General features: G+C 66.1%; 9 protein-coding genes and 2 pseudogenes. 8 read left to right on the plus strand and 3 right to left on the minus strand.

The features are described from left to right. The first annotated feature begins 80 nt into the window (after window positions 1-80). The 4 genes from ABR737_RS05665 (at window position 81) to ABR737_RS05680 (ending at window position 5,036) form a co-directional block, all read left to right on the plus strand. Window positions 81-1,049: a cucumopine synthase-related protein gene (locus ABR737_RS05665; RefSeq protein WP_350249086.1), complete on the plus strand. Its 969-nt coding sequence runs from the start codon at window positions 81-83 to the stop codon at window positions 1,047-1,049. Continuing rightward, window positions 1,046-2,158 (plus strand): NAD(P)/FAD-dependent oxidoreductase, encoded by a 1,113-nt coding sequence (locus tag ABR737_RS05670; protein WP_350249087.1) that lies wholly within the window; start codon window positions 1,046-1,048, stop codon window positions 2,156-2,158. Before ABR737_RS05665 ends, ABR737_RS05670 begins: the two co-directional genes overlap by 4 nt. 458 nt (window positions 2,159-2,616) lie before the next feature. Further along, window positions 2,617-3,675 (plus strand): AMP-binding protein, encoded by a 1,059-nt coding sequence (locus ABR737_RS05675; protein WP_350249088.1) that lies wholly within the window; start codon window positions 2,617-2,619, stop codon window positions 3,673-3,675. Beyond that, window positions 3,675-5,036: an aldehyde dehydrogenase family protein gene (locus ABR737_RS05680; protein ID WP_350249089.1), complete on the plus strand. Its 1,362-nt coding sequence runs from the start codon at window positions 3,675-3,677 to the stop codon at window positions 5,034-5,036. The genes ABR737_RS05675 and ABR737_RS05680 overlap by 1 nt, the downstream gene beginning before the upstream one ends. 44 nt (window positions 5,037-5,080) lie before the next feature. Here the strand turns inward: ABR737_RS05680 and ABR737_RS05685 are convergent. Together ABR737_RS05685 and ABR737_RS05690 are read right to left on the minus strand one after the other, a co-directional pair. Then, window positions 5,081-5,713: pseudogene (locus ABR737_RS05685) on the minus strand (histidine phosphatase family protein); the annotation flags it as partial. A gap of 123 nt (window positions 5,714-5,836) precedes the next feature. Beyond that, on the minus strand, window positions 5,837-6,721 hold the full coding sequence (locus tag ABR737_RS05690) for an LLM class F420-dependent oxidoreductase (protein WP_350249090.1): 885 nt from the start codon (window positions 6,719-6,721) through the stop codon (window positions 5,837-5,839). Window positions 6,722-6,930: 209 nt separating this feature from the next. Between ABR737_RS05690 and ABR737_RS05695 the strand changes: the two are divergent. Beyond that, window positions 6,931-7,468: pseudogene (locus ABR737_RS05695) on the plus strand (transposase family protein). Window positions 7,469-8,244: 776 nt separating this feature from the next. Here the strand turns inward: ABR737_RS05695 and ABR737_RS05700 are convergent. Continuing rightward, window positions 8,245-9,528 carry an agmatinase family protein gene (locus ABR737_RS05700; protein ID WP_350249091.1) on the minus strand — a complete coding sequence of 428 codons (1,284 nt, stop codon included), beginning with the start codon at window positions 9,526-9,528 and terminating at the stop codon, window positions 8,245-8,247. Between the two features lie 214 nt (window positions 9,529-9,742). On the opposite strand from ABR737_RS05700, the gene ABR737_RS05705 reads away from it, so the two are divergent. From ABR737_RS05705 to ABR737_RS05720, 3 genes are all read left to right on the plus strand, one after another. Beyond that, window positions 9,743-11,119: an IS1380 family transposase gene (locus ABR737_RS05705; RefSeq protein WP_350249092.1), complete on the plus strand. Its 1,377-nt coding sequence runs from the start codon at window positions 9,743-9,745 to the stop codon at window positions 11,117-11,119. Between the two features lie 1,329 nt (window positions 11,120-12,448). Further along, window positions 12,449-16,741 carry a type I polyketide synthase gene (locus ABR737_RS05710; protein WP_350249093.1) on the plus strand — a complete coding sequence of 1,431 codons (4,293 nt, stop codon included), beginning with the start codon at window positions 12,449-12,451 and terminating at the stop codon, window positions 16,739-16,741. Then, window positions 16,738-22,221: a type I polyketide synthase gene (locus tag ABR737_RS05720; protein ID WP_502964473.1), complete on the plus strand. Its 5,484-nt coding sequence runs from the start codon at window positions 16,738-16,740 to the stop codon at window positions 22,219-22,221. The genes ABR737_RS05710 and ABR737_RS05720 overlap by 4 nt, the downstream gene beginning before the upstream one ends. Window positions 22,222-22,223 lie beyond the last annotated feature (2 nt).

Consider the following 22,223-nt stretch of genomic DNA (forward strand, 5'->3'; position numbering starts at 1 on the left):
ACGCAGGAATCCGACGCCGTCCGTGACTCATCCGCAGACAAATAGCAGCGACGATATCTCACTGAAAGAAGGGGAAAACCTTGTCTGAAACGATTTCCGATCGGCATGTCGAGATCGCCTGGCCCGATCTGGGTATCACCGTGACCGCGGAACTCGATGGTCGCAACGCTGAACTTGCCGACGCACTGTGGGAGGCGTTGCCCTATCAGAGTCTGCAGGGACACGCGCTGGTGGCGGGACAGCATCTATATCACGCGGCGCCGATTCCGTCGCTGCTGCATCTGTCCGCGTCTACTCGGATCGCAGATCGACGCGAGGCGCCCGATGGGACCATATTCTGCTCCGCGCTGCAGCATTTAGGCATCAAGTACGGCACGTTGACCGAACCTATGCCGGCATCCCCGGTGGGCCGGATCTTGCAGGGGGATATGCCCGCACTACTGGAGGTCGGGCAGGCAATCTGGGATTCGGTCTATTCGACGAAGAAGCCGATCCTGGTGGAGGTCCGCAAGGCGGGCACCGAAGGCGGCCACCGTATTCCGCATTTAACCGCCGTAGATCCCGACGCGAGCCGTCTCATCCACGACGTGTACACCGCGACCGAGCGGGCTTGGCTGTCCGGACCGCAGGAGCTCGCTGATCTCCACGCGGGGGTGATCCCTTCCGGGGCAGGGAGTTTTGAGACGGTGTTGCCCACTCTGCTGTTCGTCAACGGTGAGACCCGCCCGCTGGGGTATGCCACCTACGGTGGTCTGGTCCGGGCCACGGTCCAGGGCATGCCGATGGATTCATTGCGTCACATGGCCCGCCTGCTGGTCGGTCTTCCGGCCGAGTTTCTGGGCTACTGCGGCCTGGAGCAGCTTTGGAGTTTCACCCAGCGCTTCCTGGCCTGCCTCGACCAGATCGATCGCGACGATTTCCTGAGTCTGGTGAGCCAACTGGCCCTCTACGTCAACTGTTTGGGTGGTTGGAATCTGCACCTGTATCCATGGGACGCCGGAGATCACCTGCGCCAACTGCGCCCCAATGAATCGGTCCGCCAGTCGTGAGCCAACTCCCCGAACGCACGGACACCGTTGTCATCGGCGGGGGTGTCGTCGGCAACTCAATAGCGTGCCAGCTTGCCGAGGCAGGCGTCGGTACCGTCCTGCTGGAGCGTGGCGCACTCGGATCGGGATCGTCCGGGACCACTGCGGGCGTGGTGCGTACCTACTTTCCCGGTAACGCTCTCATCAGCAGCCTTGCTGTCCGGAGCCTGGCGGCTTATCACGCCTTCACCGAACGGACCGGAATCGACCTCGGCTTGAAGCGTATCGGCTTGCTCGTGCTGTTCACCGACGAGCACCAGACGCAGGACTTCCGGCACACCCGAGCTGCCCAGAAGGCAGCCGGAGTGGATGTCGAACTCGTGACAGCTGCTGAAGCAGCGCGGCTCAACCCGCTGGTCGACGAGCGAGCCATCCTGGCGGCAGCCTGGTCGCCCGAGGCCTACGCATGCGATCCCGCCGCGATCGTGCGCGGCTATGCCACAGCCGCCCAGCAGGCCGGCGCCATTCTGCGCACGGAAACACCCGTCACCGGTATCGACCCAGATGGGCGGGTCCACACGTCTGCGGGCAGCATCCGCGCAGACACCGTCGTCTGCGCGGCAGGCCCCTGGGCGGGAAGCGTCGCCGCCATGGCCGACGTACGCCTTCCTGTGACCACATACCCCGTCGAAATGCTCCTGACCGACACCCCCGGTAGTGCCCCGCGCTGCGTTCTGCCGATGACTATGCACCCGTCCAGCCTGCGCATCCGAAGCTGGGGAGACCGCATCCTCGTCGGGATGGGCCGCCCCGCTCCGGATGAAACCCGACAGGCCTGGCTACAACGGGTGTCACACCACCTCGGTACGACCTATCCGGCCCTTGCCGGCAGCAGCCTCGAGAACGGGTGGAGCGGAGACCTCGATGTCAGTCCGGACGGGATGGCTTTCATCGGCCGCGATCGCTCCCGCCCGTTCCTCTACGCGGCTGGATTCTCCGGTCAGGGCCTGTGCCAAGCACCTGCCGCCGGAGAGATCATCCGAGATCTCGTGCTCGACAAGAAATCCTGGACCGACATGACCGGTCTCTCCACCGCCCGCTGCCTCAGTGGTTCGGCCGAGATCGGGTAGGAAAGAAGAGGAAATCAACATGATTACGTAGGGCGCAATGGTTTCATCCCCATCGCCGATGAGGCGTGACTGCTCAGGTCCTTGAATACGCGTGAGCGGGTGGTAGCCAGAGGTTTCCGGTCAGGAGGTCGCGGAGGGCGGAGAAGTGGGTGCGGCCCACGTCGCGGTCGTGCGCGAGGCGCCGTTTCAACTCTGCTTTCTATGACTTGAGATCACCGATCCGGACCTCGAACCGATCGATCGTGCGGTCCTGCTGCGCGACCGGACGCGCGGGAACGTCGTACGACAGACGGTGCATGGTGAGACCCATGACCAGGACGGGAAGGCGGTGGCACGTGCGGGGACGATGACGTCGGCGCAGCCGACGCCCCTGCCGCGAGCCACCGCTGCCCGCCCTTCAGGGGCAATAAGTTCTGCAGTTGCCGGGCATTTGCTCAATTCTTTCGAGAGGAAAATTCATGGTCGAGCACACTGGCGGAGAGTTCGTTCGAGAGATGATGCAGTGGCACTTCAGTCCAGAGACCGGGTCATCGTTCTGGCTGAAACGGGCCGAAACCCTCAACTTTGATCCGCTGACCGACGTCCGGGATTTCGACGATCTCCGCTTATTTCCCAATGTTGTGGATGAACTGCGCGATGTCGGTGTCCGTGAGCTGATTCCCCGTGGCTACGGTGACGAGCACGGGGCGACCGTCTACGAAAGCGGCGGTACCACAGGGCAGCCCAAGCGAGTGATGTACACCGCGGAGTGGCACCGCCGCAGCGTCGAATGGTTCAGTGAGCGACTGGATGCTCACGGCGTACCGCGAAATGTCGACTGGCTCAGTGCGGTTCCCACCGGGCCGCACAATGTCGGAGCAATGGCGGCCGACGCCGCGATGGCTCGGGGTGGGCTGAACTTCAGCATCGATCTGGACCCGCGATGGGTGAAGAAGCTCATCGCGCAGGGCCGGACGGACATGGCCGACGCCTACACCGATCATCTCATCGAACAGGTCGGCTACCTTCTGGCCGGCCAGAAGGTGGGCGTCCTCTTCGCCACCCCGCCGATGCTGGAGCGCCTCGCGCAGCATGACGATCTGGTCGAGTTGGTGAACCGGAAGGTTCGCGCGATCATCTGGGGTGGTACGCATCTGGACGCTGACACCCGAGATCTACTGCGCGACGAGGTGTTCGGAAACGCCAAATTGGTCGGCGGGTACGGCGGCACGATGATGCTGGGGACATCGGTGGAGCGACCCGGCCTCGGTGGCGACGAGCCGTGCGTGTTCGACCCCTTCGCTCCGTACACCACGTTCCGGGTAATCGACCCCGACACCGGCCGGGTTGTTCCGTACGGCGAGCGCGGGCAGATAGTTGTGCATCACATGAGCCGAAGTGCCCTGCTGGTCAACAACATCGAGCGGGACTACGCAACCCGGATCGCACCGGTGGCCGGCGGCTTCGGTGATTCGGTCGCAGACGTCGCACCCGTGGCGTCCTTCGGCGATACTCCGGTGGTCGAGGGCGTGTACTGATGTTGTCCCTGGACGTTCTCGGCCCCGGCGGCCCCTATCGGTCCCGGCGTCAGGAGACCATTCGAGATCTTGCCGGAAACCCGGTCGCGACACTGAGTATCGCGCCCTCGCTCTACATCAGCCGCGCGATAAAGGCCCTGCGCCGAGCGCCGGCGCTACCCGTCGACACACGGATCGCGGCGTTCGCACAGGCGGGCCGGGCTTTCGCCACGCAGCCGATCGCGGGACTGACGGCGCAGGAATATCAGCACACCGTCAGCGCGGTCACCGGGATACCGATCACGGTAGTGCGCAATGCCACCGACGATATTGCGCGGGCCGCCGAGCGGATCCACCACAGCGTGGAGAACGCGCGGCCAGCCGGTTCAGTCGGCTCGTGGCGCGATCCGCGGGCCCGGGGCGGTGCGGCGGTGTGGACCCGGCGCGGTGGGGTATTTGCCGTCCATGCGGCGGGCAATCACCCTGCGGTGCACCAGGGTTGGTTCGATGCCCTCGCGCTCGGCTATCGCGTTGCCGTGCGTCCCTCCCGTCGTGAACCGTTCACCCCACATCGGCTGGTCACTGCCCTGCGCGAGGCCGGTTTCGGCGACGAGGGAATCACGTTGCTGCCCACCGACCACAACGGGGCCGACGACATCCTCCGGGACACCGACTTCGGAATGGTGTACGGAGGTACGGATGTCGTGGGCAAATATGCCGGCGATCGACGCATTCTGCCGCAGGGCCCCGGGCGCTCCAAGATTCTCATCACCGCCGAAACCGAGTGGGAACCGCTCGTCGACACCATCGTGGAGTCGATCAGCAGTGGTGGGGGCGTCGGTTGCGTCAACGCCACCGGCGTACTGGTCGAGGGCGACCCCTCCCCCGTGGCCGCGGCGATCGCCGAACGCCTCGACGCGCTGCCCAGCCTCCCCGCGACGGATGAACGCGCAGTCCTGCCCGTGCAGCCCGTCGGTCTCGCCCGTTGGTGGGACGAGTATCTGCGGCAACGGGCAGCGGGCACCAAGGCGTGGCTCGGCGGTGACGGTATCGTCGACGATCTCGGCGATGGTTCCGCGGTGCTCCGGCCGGCGGTGCACCAACTCGACAGCCCGTTCGCCGAACAGCTCGGGGTCGAGTTGGGCTTCCCCTGTGCGTGGATTGCCCCATGGGACCGCGACGCCGGGGTCCGGCCGCTGCGCGACACCCTCGTCCTCACTGCCGTCACCACCGACGCGAAGCTGATCGACGAATTGGTGGCCGAGCCGACGATCGCCAACGTCTACGTCGGTGACCATCCGACACCGTGGATGGAGCACGGACTGCCCCACGACGGCTACCTCGCTGAATTCCTCATGCGCACCAAGACGATTCGATGCTGACCGACGGGGGTCCGTGCCGAGCACCGCCCCATTTGCTGCCGAGGTCAGCGGCGGTCCGCGAGGTGCGACGTGTCGTTCAGCAATTGCACCGACGCATTCCCATCCCCGTGATAGGCCACGGCCGACAGCGAGGCCGCCGACAACTCCATCCGGAACAGGGACACGGGCGGCGCGCCCAGCGCCAGCCGAACCAGCGTCCGCAACACCCCGACATGCGAAACGACCAACACCGTCTGCCCCTCGTACCGTGCCAGGAGCCGGTCCCGCAAGAGCGCGGCCCGGCGCGCAACCGCGGCGAATGTCTCCCCGGTTCCGCCCGGCACCGCTGCCGGAGAGGCAAGCCACGCTGCCAGCTCGTCCGGGTAGCGCTCGCGCACCTCGGCGAACGTAAGTCCCTCCCAGGCACCGAAATCCGCCTCGGTGAGCCCTTCGTCGATTCGGACTTCCAGGCCCAGCCGACGTGCCGCTGTCTCGGCCGTCTGCTGGGCTCGGCGCAGCGGTGAGGACACCACCGCCTGCACCGGGCCGCGTGCCACGAGCATCCTCCCGGCGGCCTCGGCCTGCCACTGCCCGGCCTCCGACAACGCCGGATCGCCACCGCCGCTGCCGGACAACCGCTTCTCCGGCGTCAATGCCGTCTCACCGTGGCGTAGCAGCATAAGGGTCGTGGGGGTGCCCTGGCCGGTGAGGGCAAGGTTCACGCCGGCCGCTCCACAGGTAGTTCTGTCCCCGATGCGAATCGGGTCACCCCTTTCGATCACAGCCCCCGTCGCCGGCGGCATCGTGGCGAAGTGTGCAGTTCAGCGCAGCGCGGCGATAACCGGCGCGAAATTCTCCATGTTGTATTCCATAACCGTGAAGTAGGTGAAGCCGTAGCGTTCGCGGCGTTCCTTGAGTTGTTGCGCCATCTCCGATGGGGTTCCGATCAGCACAGTGGGAAGCTCCTCGGGGCTGCCCACGGCGTCGGGCGGCAGGAGCGGCTCGAACCTGTCAGGCACCGCGGCGCGTTCGGCGGGCGGAATCACCTGCTGCACCAGGATATTCAGCTCCACAGCGTCGGCACGGTCACCGAGTAGGCCGCGCACGTAGGCGACCCGTTCTTCCGTCTGCGCGATTCCGGCCACATGGAGTACATCGCCGGTGGTGCTGGCCCAGCCTCCGGTGAAGGCGATGATATCGGCCTGCGCGGCGGCCAGCCGCAGCAGCCGGTCGCCCCAGCCCCCAATCAGCAGTGGCGGCCCGGATGGTTGGGCTGGACGCGGCTGAAATTTTGCGTCCTTAAACAGACGACGCAATGTGGTGACAGTCCGTTCCAGCTGGTCGACCCGCCTTCCACCGCTGGTGAACGGTATCTCCGCGGTGTCGAACTCGGCCTTCACGTAGCCTGCGCCGAGCCCGAGTTCCATACGCCCGTCGATGAATTGGTCGGTGCTCGCCACCTCACGCGCGAGGAGGACAGGGTTGTAGAACGGTGTGTTCAACACGAACGTACTCAGCCGTACCCGTTCGGTCATTTCGGCGGCGAGCACCAGTGCTGGAAACGGCGCGGAGAACTCCAGGTGATCGGCTACTCCGACTACATCGAAACCGAGTTCCTCGGCTCTGCGGCACTTCGCGCTCCACTCGCGTCGCGAACCGGGAACGAACATGTTGACACCGAAGCGGAAGGGGCGCTGCGAAGACATTATACTTGTTTACCACATGATGATTCTCCCGTCCTGCCTCTGAGCGGGAAGAAATCAATCAGTTATCCATTGAGGCCCTCTCGGCAACGTCATAGTTGCGGTGCGTGATCGGGTGCGGGTGGCCGAGGTGGTTACACGACGTCAAATAGGCGTGAAGGCCCTGGTAGAACGGGTTGGCGGAGATCAATGTCCCAGCCCAGAGGCTTCATGTGACGTCCAGCATCACCTACACCGCTGTCCTCGATGTTCGCAGTCGGACCGCGGAGCACCTCGCGACGTTGCGGTGCGACGACCGCAGGCGGCTCCGCACCGCAAGGGACCCGCGCCCTGGGCGTCCGCAAACAAGTCGTACTGGTGCCACGCGGGTTCGTCGACGGCACCCGGCTTGTCCAACTCGCCCGGGACAACGGCATCGCCGGTCTGGTTGTCCACCGCTGCCTGCCGGTCCGCGAGCACAGCACCACCTGCGACCGCACCCACGGTCTCGTCGACGCCCTCAACCGGCTCGCCGCAACCCTCAGCATTCCCACCCTGACCGACCTGACCTACGAGAACGTCCGTGCCGAATTTCGCCACGCAGTCAAAATACCCAACAGCGACGAACTCAGCGAGTCGGAACCGACGTTCAACACGACGATCCCCGACGTGCACGGCATGGCGGAGCATGCGAGCGCCCTGCTGCAAGTCACCTTCAAGGCCCTGCGCAGGGTCAGCCTCGACCCGGCAGCCATCACCCGCATCGCCTGAGCCGCCCTCGCCCTGCTCCGCCTCGAACACGGCCGCACCGCCTGAGCGAAGATCACGTACCGTCACGAGAAGGTATCGAGATGGGTTCACTGCGCCTGGATGGGCGCTGTCGAACTCCCGACGTCCTTCACCTTGGTTGAACAGTGAGTACGGCGCCGAACGCTACCCATAGTCCGGGATCGTTAACCAACCTTCGTAGCAACCGAGTTGGGTATCGGTCCGTCCAAGCGATTCGTTGTCGATGGCGGAGGCGAATCATGAAGCGGGTACGTGCGGGGCTTGCAGGTTCGAGGACAGAGCGGGCAAGGCCGCCCGAACCCTGCGGTACGACGGCGGCTGGGGCCTGGCCCTGACGTCGGCGTCGTCGATCGTCCATACCCCTCAGGTCCTGCCCATCTACGGGCCACCGGGCTCGCGGGCCTGCCGGCACGCTAGCCTCGGGCTTTCACGAGGCTAGGTGTACGAGGGAGGGCTGTAGACACGATGAACGCCTCTGACCTGGGACGATAGACTTTTCTAGGCCCTGAACGCCGTTTGGGGAGAAGCACCCCTCAGGTGAAGAAGGGTGTCGGGTTGTACCCGTCTGCCCGTGCTGTGGGCGCGGATGAGCCGTGATTCTGGCCTGAGTAGCGTCAGCGACCGCGTGCTGGTCAACGTGGCCGGGAACAGCGATGGGGAGCACTTTGAAGCGCTCTCAGCTCGGCGGAAGGTCGAGAGCGTGGGAGCTGGGGCGGGATTCTGTTCCACATCAGCTTGCCGTTCGGGGTTGTGGCTGGCTATGTCTGCTGCCCTGGCGGGGGTCCGGCGACTGCCGGGTCCAAATAGGAGGGACCGGGTAGACCTTTGCGACGCATGGCGATCCCGGTCAGTGCCTCGAAGATGGCTCGCCGGGCGTTCATTGTGGTGGTGTAGCCGGGATCGAGGTGGGGTGCGACCTCGACGATGTCCATGCCCACGACTGGCGTCTCGTGACAGATCCGGCGGATGGCCGGCAGCAGTTCGCGGTTGGTCAGGCCGGGTGGCTCGGGTGTGCCGGTGCCCGGTGCGAAGGCCGGGTCCAGCACGTCGATGTCCAGCGACACGAACAGATATTCCGGCCCGTCCAGCGCCTCATCGATGGCCTGTTGGAGGACCACATCGAATCCGCGCCGGTCGATCTCGGCCATGAAGTGCGCCCTCAGTCCGTGCTCGCGCATCCAGTCGAAGAGTTCGTCGTCGGGCGCGATCGCACTGCGCAGGCCGATCTGGATGAAGTTGCGTCCGGGGACATGTTCGTCCTCGATCAGCCGGCGAATCGGTGTGGCGTGCGAGGTGGGATGACCGAACAGGTCCTGGGAGCAGTCTGGATGGGCGTCGAAGTGGATCACGCCGACCTTGCCCGCCCCGTACACGTCAGCCATGGCCGCGGCATCCGGCCAAAGGATCGAGTGGTCCCCGCCGAGCACGATCGGGATCGCACCGGTTCCGGCGATCTCGCGGACCAGAGCGCGGATCGGTTCCATGGAGTTGTCGATACTGAATGGGTCCACCGCGGCATCGCCGTAGTCGACCACCGTCAGTTCCTCGAACGGTTTGATGCGGGTGCTGGGATTGACCAGCATCTGCGGAGTGTGGGGCAGAATCCGCTCATCGGCCCTGATCGCACGCGGCCCGAAGGCCGCCCCCCGGTGCCCGGTCGACATGTCTACCGGGGCCCCGACGACGGCCACATCGACGTGGCCGGCACGCAGGTCGTCCGGGTTGAGGCACAGCGGCAGCCCGAAGAACGTGGCGATCCCGGCGTAAGCCGGTACGAACGCATACCGCTGCAGATTGATCGGCCCGGGCTCGCGCCTCGGGTCGGACGAACGGTCGAGTTCCCATTTCCAGGCGTCCGGCGGTACACCTTCCATGAGCATCTCCCTTCGATCCCGTCCGGGCAGCCGCCTGGTACGGATAGCACCGGGCCGGCCACACAGCCGCCACTCAACCGGACCTGTGGGTGATTCGCCGCGCACCTTGGCGAGACAGACCGCCACAGTCAGTCGTTCGGACTGGTGATCAGGAGGTTGGCAGGTCATGACAGGGCATCTGGGGTTGCGCTGCTGGTTCTCCCTCTCCCGGCCTGGGCCCAGGAGAGCATCTGACGTCGGACAGCTTCCGTTCTTACTCGTCTCGCGCATTCACGTGGCTGGGCGTCCGATGGGTGATCAGAAACACGATGAGTGCCCCTGACCTGCAACGATGGGACTCGTCTAGGGTCCTGTTCGTCGTCAGGAAAGCGGCACGCCTCAGGTGAAGCAGAGTATCGGGTCGTACCCCCGTGTCCGGGTCGAGGGCGGTGGTCGCGGAGTGGTTTCGCAGGCCGGGGCCGTACTGCTGGTGGAGACGGTCCGCAAGAGCGGGCTGGACAGCGCGATATCGGCGGCGTTGGCGCCGTGGCGCAAGCAGCGGGCGGTGCACGATCCGGGCAAGGTCCTGCTGGACGTGGCGCTCGCGGTCGCGCTGGGCGGAGACTGCCTGGCCGACGTCGAGGTGCTGCGGGCCGAACCGAGCGTGTTCGGGCCGGTGGCCTCCGACCCGACCGTCTCCCGCCTGGTCGACACGCTCGCCACGAGCGGGGAGCGTGCGCTGACCGCGATCCGCCGGGCCCGTGCTCAGGTCCGCGAACATGTCTGGGCGCTGGCCGGGGACGCCGCCCCCGATACGGGCGGTCAGCTGATCGTGGACCTGGACGGGGTGCTGGTGATCGCGCACTCGGACAAGCAGGCCGCCGCGGCGACCTGGAAGCGGACGTTCGGCCACCATCCGATCATGGGGTTCGTCGACCACGGGGCGGGCGGGTCAGGTGAGCCGGTGGCGGGCCTGCTCAGAGCGGGGAACGCGGGCAGCAACACCGCCGCCGACCACATCACCGCCACCCAGATGTCCCTGGCCCAGCTGCCGAAGAGGTACCGGCGCGGGCGCCGCACCCTGGTCCGCACCGATTCCGGGGGCGGCACCCACGAGTTCGCCAACTGGCTCACTGCGCGGGGCCGGTGGCTGTCGTACTCGATCGGCATGACCATCACAGACGCCATCCACCAGGCCGTACTGAAGGTCCCGGCATCAGCCTGGACGCCGGCAGTCGAGCCCGGCGGGGAGGTCCGCGACGGTGCCTGGGTCGCCGAGATCGGCGGGGACTGCCTGAAGGGGTGGCCAAAGGGGATGCGGCTGATCGTCCGCAAGGAACGCCCGCACCCCGGCGCCCAGCTCCGCTTCACCGACGCCGAAGGTAAGCGTCTGACCTGCTTTGCCACGAACACTCCCGGCACCGCGATCGCCGGGCTCGAACTGCGGCACCGCCAGCGTGCCCGCTGCGAGGACCGCATCCGAGGCGCCCGCGACACCGGCCTGCGCAACCTCCCACTCCACGGCTTCGCGCAGAACCAGATCTGGCTGGAGATCGTCCAGCTCGCCCTGGACCTGCTGGCCTGGATGCCGATGCTCGCCCTCACCGATCAGCCACGGACGTGGGAGCCCAAACGCCTGCGGCTGCGGCTGTTCTCCGCCGCCGCCCAACTCGTCACCACCGGCCGCCGCCGCTACCTCCGCCTCGCGGCGCACTGGCCCTGGATCGACGTGATCACCACAGCGGTCAACCGGCTCCAAGCCCTGCCGAACCCCGACTGACCAGCCCCTTCTCGCTCCTTCGAGCAGCACCACCCCACCGGAGCAGTGGAACCCGGCGCCCACCCGACGCGACAGCCGGGCCACCGCTATTCCCACGTTCAGCCCGCAACAGCGAAACGGCCCGCCGGAAAATCCGACGGACCGTCATGCAAGATCGAGGCTAGGCGCTCGACTTCCTGACCGGCGCCATCGCGGAACACACCGGCTGGGAAGGCTTCGCGGTCCCCGCCCATGCCCGCGGCGGCCGAGGCGCTTTCAATCTCCACGGTCGCCTCGCGGCATACGCACCTGCTTGACCGCAGCCCGACGCTCGATCACACCATCGCGGCCCGCTCAGGCTTCCCCCTACCACCCCGACCAACAAACGCCACCCACTCGTAACGGCCGCCGGGAACTCTCACTGCCATCCACATCCTCGCCTGAACGCCCGCCAAGCAACACGTTCGCCGTCAGACCCGCCTCGCCCCCTGTGCCACGACTGGGTGCACCTACGCCACCGGCACCGAGCTGCCCATCGTAAAGATCCCGCCAAGGCACGCAGAGCGACCCTTGACAAGCCTGATTCCGACTGATCCGGAACGTCTATCCGATCGTGCCCGACCCTCACATCCGCCTCGGCTACCCCTGGAGGCGAAGACGACTGACTGTGGCGCAGCAACGCTGACAAGGACCCGTTCGGCCCGCCGACCTGGGGTATCCGCTTCAACGACTCCTGTCCGACGGACCGCGTCCGGGCCTGCGCCATCGCCCTCGCCGAGGTGTACGAGCAGGGGCCGGACACCTGCCTCGCCGCGCCGGCCCGAGGCGCCAGGGCCGGGCACTGCGACGTCGCGGCGGCCGTGAGCCGGCCAGGTCCAGGACAGAAACCGTCAAAGTTGATGATGGCAGGCCGCGAAATCCATTGATAGTTTAAGAACCGATTCAGGCACCTGCAAAGAACCGCGGGAGCATTTAAACCCAATATGGTCGATCATTCGAGATGAATCTGACGTTGGAGTTACTTTCTGCAAGCCTGGGCGCTACGCGCAGAACTGGCCTGACCGGCAGGGCCGGAGTCGGGTCCTACTGTTGGTGAAGATCGTGACATGAACCCGTTGCGGTGGGATGGGAGCCTCTCAGCTGATTCGGCGTTCCGCCACAGTCGCTACCCCGTCGCACGTTGACCGCATATATCCGCGAACACCCTACCGAAGGCACCGTCCTCGCAGACAAGTCCATGACTCCGCAACGGACGACTGGCCGTCATACGGGTCATGTTGAAGGTGTCACTACGGATTCCCTCGCCCTGCAGTGTCGGGGTGACATCACTGTTTTCGATGAGGTGCTCAGGTGAATCAGGAGAATTTTTCCAGCCCGACCGAGGACTGCCCCGCTATGCGACGATTCCCGGATCTCAACTCTGTAGTCGACCTGGTTCGCGACCAAGTGGCTCAGGTGCTCGTTTATGTGCAGCCGGACATGGTCAACGTGGATCAGTCCTTCAAGGACGCCGGGTTCGATTCCATCGCTGCCGTGCAGTTGTGTAACCGGTTGAATGAGGTCACGAGCCTTTCGTTGCCTGACACTTTGGTCTTCGACTACCCCACCCCGCTGGCTTTGGCTGAGCATCTCTTCACGCTGCTCGGCGAGGAAGAGACCACGGAACCTCCCGCCGGGTCACCCTCGTCCCAAGAAAGCCCCGCGCGCGAGGGTGAGGTATCCGCTGCCGATCCCATCGCCATCGTGGGGATGGGATGCCGTTACCCCGGAGGCGTGCAGTCGGCTGAGGATCTGTGGAATCTGATCTCTGCAGGCACGGATGCCACCACAGAATTCCCCACCGATCGTGGGTGGGACATAGCTGCTCTCTATAACGAGGACCCCGATCACGTAGGCACCAGCTACACCATGCGGGGAGGTTTCCTGGAGGGAGCGGCGGAATTCGACCCGCGCTTCTTCGCCATCTCACCGCATGAGGCGTTGGCGATGGACCCGCAGCAGCGATTGCTACTGGAAACATCCTGGGAAGCGATCGAGTCGGCCGGAATAAACCCCCGCTCCCTCCGCGGTACCAATGCGGGCGTGTTCGCCGGATTGATGTACCACGATTACGCATCGACGGTCGAGCAGGTCCCCGGAGAGATCGAAGGACACTTGACCACGGGTAAATCCGGCGGAGTCCTGTCCGGTCGGGTGTCGTATGTGCTGGGGCTCGAGGGGCCCGCGGTGACGGTGGACACGGCGTGTTCGTCGTCGTTGGTGGCGCTGCACTGGGCGGTGCAGTCCTTGCGGTCCGGTGAGTGCTCCCTGGCGTTGGCGGGTGGAGTCACCGTCATGTCCAACCCGGCGACTTTCGTGGAATTCAGTCGGCAGCGGGGGCTGTCTGCGGACGGCCGGTGCCGTTCGTATGCCAGCAGCGCTGATGGGACTGGGTTTGCTGAGGGTGTGGGTGTGTTGGTGGTGGAGCGGTTGTCCGATGCCGTGCGGAACGGGCATCGGGTACTCGCAGTGGTACGGGGATCCGCCGTCAACCAGGACGGCGCTTCCAACGGCCTGACGGCGCCGAGTGGGCGGGCGCAGGAGCGGGTGGTGCGGCAGGCATTGTCGGGTGCGGGACTGGGGCCTGGCGATGTGGACGTGGTGGAAGGGCACGGCACGGGGACGCGGTTGGGCGATCCGATCGAGGTCGGCGCGCTGGTAGAGGCGTATGGCCGGGAGCGATCCGGTGCGCCGTTGCTGCTCGGCTCGGTGAAGTCGAACCTCGGCCACACCCAAGCCGCCGCGGGTGTCGCAGGAATCATCAAAATGGTGCAGGCCATGCGCCATGGCGTGGTCCCGGCATCGCTGCACGTGGACGCTCCCTCGCCGCATGTCCAGTGGGGCGACGGTGTCGAGCTGGTCACGGCCGCGCAGGCATGGCCCGAATCCGACCGACCGCGCCGTGCAGCGGTCTCGTCCTTCGGTGTGTCGGGGACCAACGCCCACGTCATCATCGAGCAAGCCCCACCCGTACCCCCGCCCGCCCGCAAGAGCGGTGGTGTGGTGCCGTGGGTCTTGTCCGGTCGCACCGCGGACGCGCTACGGGACCAGACCGACCGTCTGCGCACTCACCTGGAGTCCCACCCCGAACTCGACCCCGTCGACGTCGGATACACCCTCGCCGTAGGACGCACCCACTTCGAGCACCGCGCCGTGGCCATGAACGGAGACCTGACGTCGTGGGTGGCCGAGGGAACAGCCGTTGCCCACCGTGAGGTGGTCTTCGTGTTCCCCGGCCAGGGAGCGCAATGGGTGGGCATGGGACAAGACCTCATGGCCTCCTCCCCGGTATTCGCGGCTTTGATGACGGAGTGCGAGCAGGCGCTTGCTCCGTTTGTGGACTGGTCACTGTCCGAAGTCCTCGCCGACGCCTCGATGCTGGAGCGCGTGGACGTCGTCCAGCCGGCCTCGTGGGCCGTCATGGTCTCCCTGGCAGGCCTATGGCAATCCATGGGCGTTACCCCCTCCGCAGTCGCCGGACACTCCCAGGGAGAAATCGCCGCGGCCTGCGCGGCAGGAGCACTCTCCCTGGACGACGGCGCCCGCATCGTCGCACTACGCAGCCAGCTCATCCGCGACAAACTAGCCGGCTCCGGCGCCATGGCATCAGTCTCACTCCCACTCAACGAAGTCCGCGACCACATCGCCGACCTGAAGGGACTGTCGGTCGCCGCCGTCAACGGCCCCCGGTCAGTCGTGGTCTCCGGCGACGTCAACGCCGTCGAAAACTTCGTGGCAGCGCGCACCGCTGAGGGAGTCCACGCCCGCATGGTCGCAGTCGACTACGCCTCCCACTCCGCACACGTCGACAGCATCGAACAACAACTGACCACCTCACTCACCGGCCTCCAACCCACCACCTCACACACCCCCTTCTACTCCACAGTGACCGGCACACCCCTCGACACCACGGAACTGAACGCCGACTACTGGATCCGCAACCTGCGGCAAACAGTCCGCTTCGAAGAAACCACCCGGCACCTGCTCGACGACGGACACGACGTCTTCATCGAAATCAGCGCCCACCCCGTCCTCGGCATCGGCCTCCAAGACACCTTCGAAAACCACACCGACTCCCCCGCCATAACCCTCGGCACCCTACGACGCGACGACGGAGACATCGACCGCTTCCTCACCTCACTCGGCGAAGCCCACGTCCACGGCGTCGACATCAACTGGCACACCGCCTTCACCAACCAAGAAGCCCAACGCATCGAACTCCCCACCTACGCCTTCCAACACGACCACTACTGGCTCGAGAAAGGGAGTCGCAGGGCGGATGTCGACGCTGCGGGGCAGCAAGCGATCGACCACATCCTGGCAAACGCGCTTGTAGAACTGGTGCAGATGGATGGTCTTCTCCTCACGGGCTGCCTCTCCGAGAACACTCACCCCTGGATTGCCGACCATGTAGTCGGTGGCGTCATGGTCTTGCCCGCATCGGCGTTGCTTGAACTGGCGCTCCGAGCGGGCGCGGAAGTCGGGGCTGACCAGATCGAGGAATTGACCCTGGAGGCGCCGCTGGTCTTCCGCAGGGGCGCCAGGGTCAAGTTCCAGGTCGCCATGTCCGCGCCGGACACGGACGGCAGGCGAGCCGTCAGCGTGCACTCCCAAGGCGAGGCGGGCTGGGTGCGGCACGCGGTCGGCTCCATGGTGCGGTCGTCCGCGCAGGACGCCGGCGAGTCCGCCGAAGGGGAGGAGTGGCCGCCGAGGGGTGCCACCGCTCTCGATCTGAGCGGTGCCTATGAACGCCTGGTCGAGCGCGGGTACGACTATGGTCCGGCGTTCCGGTGCCTTCGCGCAGCGTGGCGCAACGGCCAGGAAGTGTGCGCCGAAGTCGCGCTGCCCGAACCGGAAGCCGGCGAGTCCGGCTCTTTCCTCCTGCACCCGGCGCTGCTGGACGCACTCCTTCAGTCCCTGTTGGTCGCTGATCTGAACGAGGAAGCGCGACAGATTCGGATGCCCTTCGCCTGGACAGGGGTGTCGTTGTACGAGCCGGGAGCCGCCGTATTGCGGTGCAGGATCTCAAGGCAGCAGCCAGACACGCTGTCACTGAGCATTACGGAGACCACAGGCCGCCCCGTGGCATCGGTGGAGTCCTTGGTACTGCGGCCGATATCCGCTGAGAAACTCGGAACTGCTGAACCGCCGGTCCGGAAAATGCGGGCTCGGCAGGCGAACACACCGGACGAAGTATCCCTCCGGGACCGTTTGGCCAGTCTCTCCGCGAACGCCAAAATCCGCGCTCTCGTGGACACTGTCCGCACATGCGCCGCTGCCGTCCTGGGGTACAAGGAAGGCTCGGGAGAGATCGGCGCCAGGACGGCGTTCACCGAACTCGGCCTCGGTTCCATGGAGGCCGTACAGCTGCGCAACAAGCTGAATGCGGCTACGGGGCTGCGGCTACCGACCACGTTCGCCTTCGAATACTCAACCGCTGAGGCGATGGCGCGGAAGCTATGTGACGAGCTGTTCCCGATTTCCCCGTCCACGGAACCTGAACGAGTGCCGGATGAACCTGCGGCAGCCGGTGCTGATACTGATGCCGATTCAGCTGATCTCGCCGCACTCATCGAGATGGCACACCAAGTCGGCGACCTCTGAGTCACGAGCCTGGGGTAATGATGTCTGAACAGCAGCTCATCGACGCACTACGCGCCTCTGTGAAGGAAAGCGAACGTCTACGACAACGAAATCGCGAACTTACCGAAAGCAGTCGCGAGCCGGTGGCAGTCGTGGGAATGGCATGCCATTATCCCGGCGGGGTGGCCAGCCCTGCTGACTTGTGGAACCTGGTGATATCCGACGAGGACGCGGTGTCCGGGTTCCCGGAGGACCGAGGCTGGGATATCGACACCCTGTTCCACCCCGATAGCGAAAAGGCGGGGTCGAGCTATACCCGGCACGGGGGTTTCCTGCAAAATTCCAAGAACTTTGATCCGGAGTTCTTCGGTATCTCTCCGCGCGAGGCGTTGGCGATGGACCCGCAGCAGCGATTGCTGCTGGAAACGTGCTGGGAAGCCTTCGAAGACGCAGGAATCGACCCCTTCACACTGCGGGAAAGCGACACCGGCCTGTTCATCGGATCCAATGGGCAGGACTACGCCTCCAGGCTGAGGCGCTACCCCGCCGCGCTGGAAGCCCAGTTGGGGACCGGAAGCGCCGCCAGCGTCCTGTCAGGTCGAGTGGCGTATGCGCTGGGCTTCGAGGGGCCCGCGGTGACGGTGGACACGGCGTGTTCGTCGTCGTTGGTGGCGCTGCACTGGGCGGTGCATTCGTTGCGTTCCGGTGAGTCCTCTCTGGCGTTGGCGGGCGGTGTCACCGTCATGTCCTCACCCTCACGGTTCGTGGAGTTCAGCCGGCAGCGCGGCCTCGCCCCGGACGGCAGGTGCAAGTCCTTCGCCGAGGCGGCCGATGGGACTGGGTTTGCTGAGGGTGTGGGTGTGTTGGTGGTGGAGCGGTTGTCCGATGCCGTGCGGAACGGGCATCGGGTACTCGCAGTGGTACGGGGATCCGCCGTCAACCAGGACGGCGCCTCGAACGGCCTGACAGCTCCCAGTGGGCGGGCACAAGAGCGGGTGGTGCGGCAGGCGTTGTCGGGTGCGGGGCTGAGGCCCGGCGATGTGGATGTCGTAGAAGGGCACGGGACAGGGACGCGGTTGGGTGATCCCATCGAAGTCGGCGCTCTGGTGGAAACGTATGGCCGGGAACGGGCCGGTGCCCCCTTGCTGCTCGGCTCGGTGAAGTCGAACCTCGGCCACACCCAAGCCGCTGCGGGTGTGGCAGGGATCATCAAAATGGTGCAGGCGATGCGCCATGGCGTGGTCCCGGCATCGCTGCACGTCGATGCTCCTTCACCGCATGTCCAGTGGGGCGACGGTGTCGAGCTGGTCACGGCCGCGCAGGCATGGCCCGAATCCGACCGACCGCGCCGTGCAGCGGTCTCGTCCTTCGGCGTCTCAGGGACCAACGCCCACGTCATCATCGAGCAAGCCCCACCCGTACCCCCGCCCGCCCGCAAGAGCGGTGGTGTGGTGCCGTGGGTCTTGTCCGGTCGCACCGCGGACGCGCTACGGGACCAGACCGACCGTCTGCGCACTCACCTGGAGTCCCACCCCGAACTCGACCCCGTCGACGTCGGATACACCCTCGCCGTAGGACGCACCCACTTCGAGCACCGCGCCGTGGCCATGAACGGAGACCTGACGTCGTGGGTGGCCGAGGGAACAGCCGTTGCCCACCGTGAGGTGGTCTTCGTGTTCCCCGGCCAGGGAGCGCAATGGGTGGGCATGGGACAAGACCTCATGGCCTCCTCCCCGGTATTCGCGGCTTTGATGACGGAGTGCGAGCAGGCGCTTGCTCCGTTTGTGGACTGGTCACTGTCCGAAGTCCTCGCCGACGCCTCGATGCTGGAGCGCGTGGACGTCGTCCAGCCGGCCTCGTGGGCCGTCATGGTCTCCCTGGCAGGCCTATGGCAATCCATGGGCGTTACCCCCTCCGCAGTCGCCGGACACTCCCAGGGAGAAATCGCCGCGGCCTGCGCGGCAGGAGCACTCTCCCTGGACGACGGCGCCCGCATCGTCGCACTACGCAGCCAGCTCATCCGCGACAAACTAGCCGGCTCCGGCGCCATGGCATCAGTCTCACTCCCACTCAACGAAGTCCGCGACCACATCGCCGACCTGAAGGGACTGTCGGTCGCCGCCGTCAACGGCCCCCGGTCAGTCGTGGTCTCCGGCGACGTCAACGCCGTCGAAAACTTCGTGGCAGCGCGCACCGCTGAGGGAGTCCACGCCCGCATGGTCGCAGTCGACTACGCCTCCCACTCCGCACACGTCGACAGCATCGAACAACAACTGACCACCTCACTCACCGGCCTCCAACCCACCACCTCACACACCCCCTTCTACTCCACAGTGACCGGCACACCCCTCGACACCACGGAACTGAACGCCGACTACTGGATCCGCAACCTGCGGCAAACAGTCCGCTTCGAAGAAACCACCCGGCACCTGCTCGACGACGGACACGACGTCTTCATCGAAATCAGCGCCCACCCCGTCCTCGGCATCGGCCTCCAAGACACCTTCGAAAACCACACCGACTCCCCCGCCATAACCCTCGGCACCCTACGACGCGACGACGGAGACATCGACCGCTTCCTCACCTCACTCGGCGAAGCCCACGTCCACGGCGTCGACATCAACTGGCACACCGCCTTCACCCACCAAGAAGCCCAACGCATCGAACTCCCCACCTACGCCTTCCAACACGACCACTACTGGCTCGAGAACGTGTCCGCGAGGGACGCTTCGACAACCCATCCGCTGCTGACCGATGTCGTCCCGCTGGCGCAGCCCGAAGGCGGACTGGTGTTTTCCGGGACCTTGTCCGGAAGCGAGCATTCCTGGCTCAACGACCATGCCGTGCTGGGAACCGTGCTGCTGCCGGGAACCGCGTTCGTCGAGATGGCGCTCTACGCGGCGGAGGAAGCAGGCTGCGACCGGATCGAAGAGCTGACATTCGAGACGCCGCTCGTGCTGCCCGAGGACCCCGAGAACAAGGATGTGCACATCCAGTTCGTGATCGGCGCGTCCGACGACGACGGGCGCCGCTCGGTCAGCTTCCATTCCCGTCGCGCCGGCATCGAGGAAGGATGGACACGGCACGCGGTCGGAACGTTGTCGGCAGGCACGGAGAACGTCGCCGACGACAACACCGCGTGGCCGCCTCCCGGCTCGGAGCCGGTCGACATCTCCGGCGTGTACGAACAGCTGGCAGCCGACGACTTTCAGTACGGTCCCGCGTTCCAGGGGCTTCGGTCGGTGTGGAGAGACGGCGGAGCCGTCCTGGCCGAGGTGGATCTCCCTGAGCAGTGCCTGCCGGAGGCAGACGCGTACCAGTCGCACCCGGCCCTGCTCGACGCGGCGGTCCAGGCGGCGGTGGCGGGCGGGCTGCTGGCTACGGGCGCGGATTCCGGCGAGGTCATGCTTCCCTTCTCATGGAACGGCGTCTCGCTCTACACGACCGGCGCCACCTCGCTGCGCGTACAGCTGACCGCGCAGGGCGCCGACGCCGTAACGCTGGTGGCGAGGGACGCGGCCGGGCGGTCCGTACTGTCGGTGGATTCCCTGCTGGTACGGAAGGCACCCGCCAAGCAACTCGACCTCCTGAGGTCCGCCGGCGAGCACTCACTGTTCCAGTTGGAGTGGACGAAGCTCGGTGTCCGCGAGGCGGTGCAGGACACCGGCCAATGGGTCGTCGTCGGCGGTGTGGAACCGCAGTCCAGCTCGCTGGTGGACACCGGGGTGGCAGACCGCTGCTTTGAGACGTTCGAGGACTTGGCCGAGCGCATCGGCGCGGGCCGTGCCGCACCTGGCGTCGTGGTCGTCCCTGTCCCTGCGGGGGGTCCCGATGACACGGTGGCCGCCGTGCGAGCCTCCGTACTGCACACGTTGGGCCTGCTGCAAACCTGGCTGGCCGACGATCGGTTCGCCGGTGCCAGACTGGTGCTCCTCACCGGCCGGACGTCAGCGCTCCCGGCCGCCGGCGTGTGGGGGTTGGTGCGCTCCGCCCAGTCCGAGCACGGTGACCGGATTGTCGTGGTCGAGGCCGACGACACCGACGAGGACTACAAGCACCTGCCCGCCGCGGTGAACTCTGGCGAGCCGCAGGTGGCAGTGCGCCGGGGAGAGCTGTTCGTACCCAGGCTGGTCAGGACGAGCGGGGGCGGTCAACGGACCGGCAGGGCATGGAACCCGGAGGGAACCGTGCTGATCACCGGTGGTACCGGTGTGCTGGGCTCCGAGCTCGCACGCCACTTGGTGACGGAGTCCGGCGTCCGGCACCTGCTTCTGCTGAGCCGCGGCGGCCCGGGTGCGGCAGGCGCCGGCGAACTGAAGGCGGAGTTGCAGGAGTTGGGTGCCGAGGCAACCATCGTGGCCTGCGACGTGGCGGACCGGGACGCGGTGGCCGAGGTGCTGTCGGCGGTGCCCGGAGCGCATCCGCTGACCGCTGTCGTACACACCGCTGGTGTACTTGATGATGCGCTGATTACGGACATGACTCCCGCACAGGTGTCGGCGGTGCTGGCGCCCAAGGTGGACGGGGCACTCAACCTGCACATGCTCACGCAGGGCCTCGACCTGTCGGACTTCATCGTGTTCTCGTCCGCGTCAGCGGTGTTCGGTGGGCCAGGCCAGGGCAACTACGCCGCCGCCAACGCGGTTCTGGATGCTCTGGTACTGCGCCGACGGGAGGAGGGGCTGCCCGGAATCGCTCTGGCCTGGGGATTCTGGGCCCAGCGCACCGGCATGACCGCACACCTCGGTGACGCAGACGTACGGCGGATGGAACGTGCCGGCGTCACGGAGCTGTCCACCGCGGAAGGTCTGGCCCTGTTCGACCTCGCGCGGGCGTTGGACGAACCGGCGGTCCTGCCGATGAAGCTGAACCTCTCGTCGCTCCGTGCCCAGGCGGGACACATCGGTGTTCCCTCCGTGCTCCAGGCCCTGCTGCGGGTGCCCACGCGTCGCACGGCGGCCGAGCCCGACCAGCGCTGGTCAGCAGCACGGCTGGCGGCGCTTCCCGACTCCGAGCGGGCGCCGGCGCTGCACGAACTCGTCAGGGCGGAGGTGGCTGCCGTCCTGGGACATGACGATGCGGCGGCGATCGATCCGGGGCGGGCCTTCATGGATCTGGGATTCGATTCGCTGACCGCCGTAGAGCTGCGCAAACGCCTGGTCACGGCGACCGGTCTGCGCTTGCCGACCACTGTGGTCTTTGAGTACGCGACGCCGTCAGCGCTCGCCGAGCACCTGCTCGCCGGGATACTCGAAAGCCAGGACACCGGGCCCAAGAGGGACGGGCTGCTGGACGATGTCGAAGCCGAGTTGCGGCGCACATCCCCCGGTGACGCCCGGCACGATGCCTTGGTCCGCCGCCTGCGAGAACTGGCCGCGGCCTGGCTGCCCGAACAACTCGACGACGCCGACGCCGACCTGGACGTGTCGACCATCGACGAGATGCTCGGTCTCGCCGAGGACGAACTTGACGGCTTCTCCGCAGGAGAGGAGGCGAAATAGCC

This window comes from Streptomyces sp. Edi2 (assembly GCF_040253635.1).
Classification (GTDB): Bacteria; Actinomycetota; Actinomycetes; order Streptomycetales; family Streptomycetaceae; genus Streptomyces.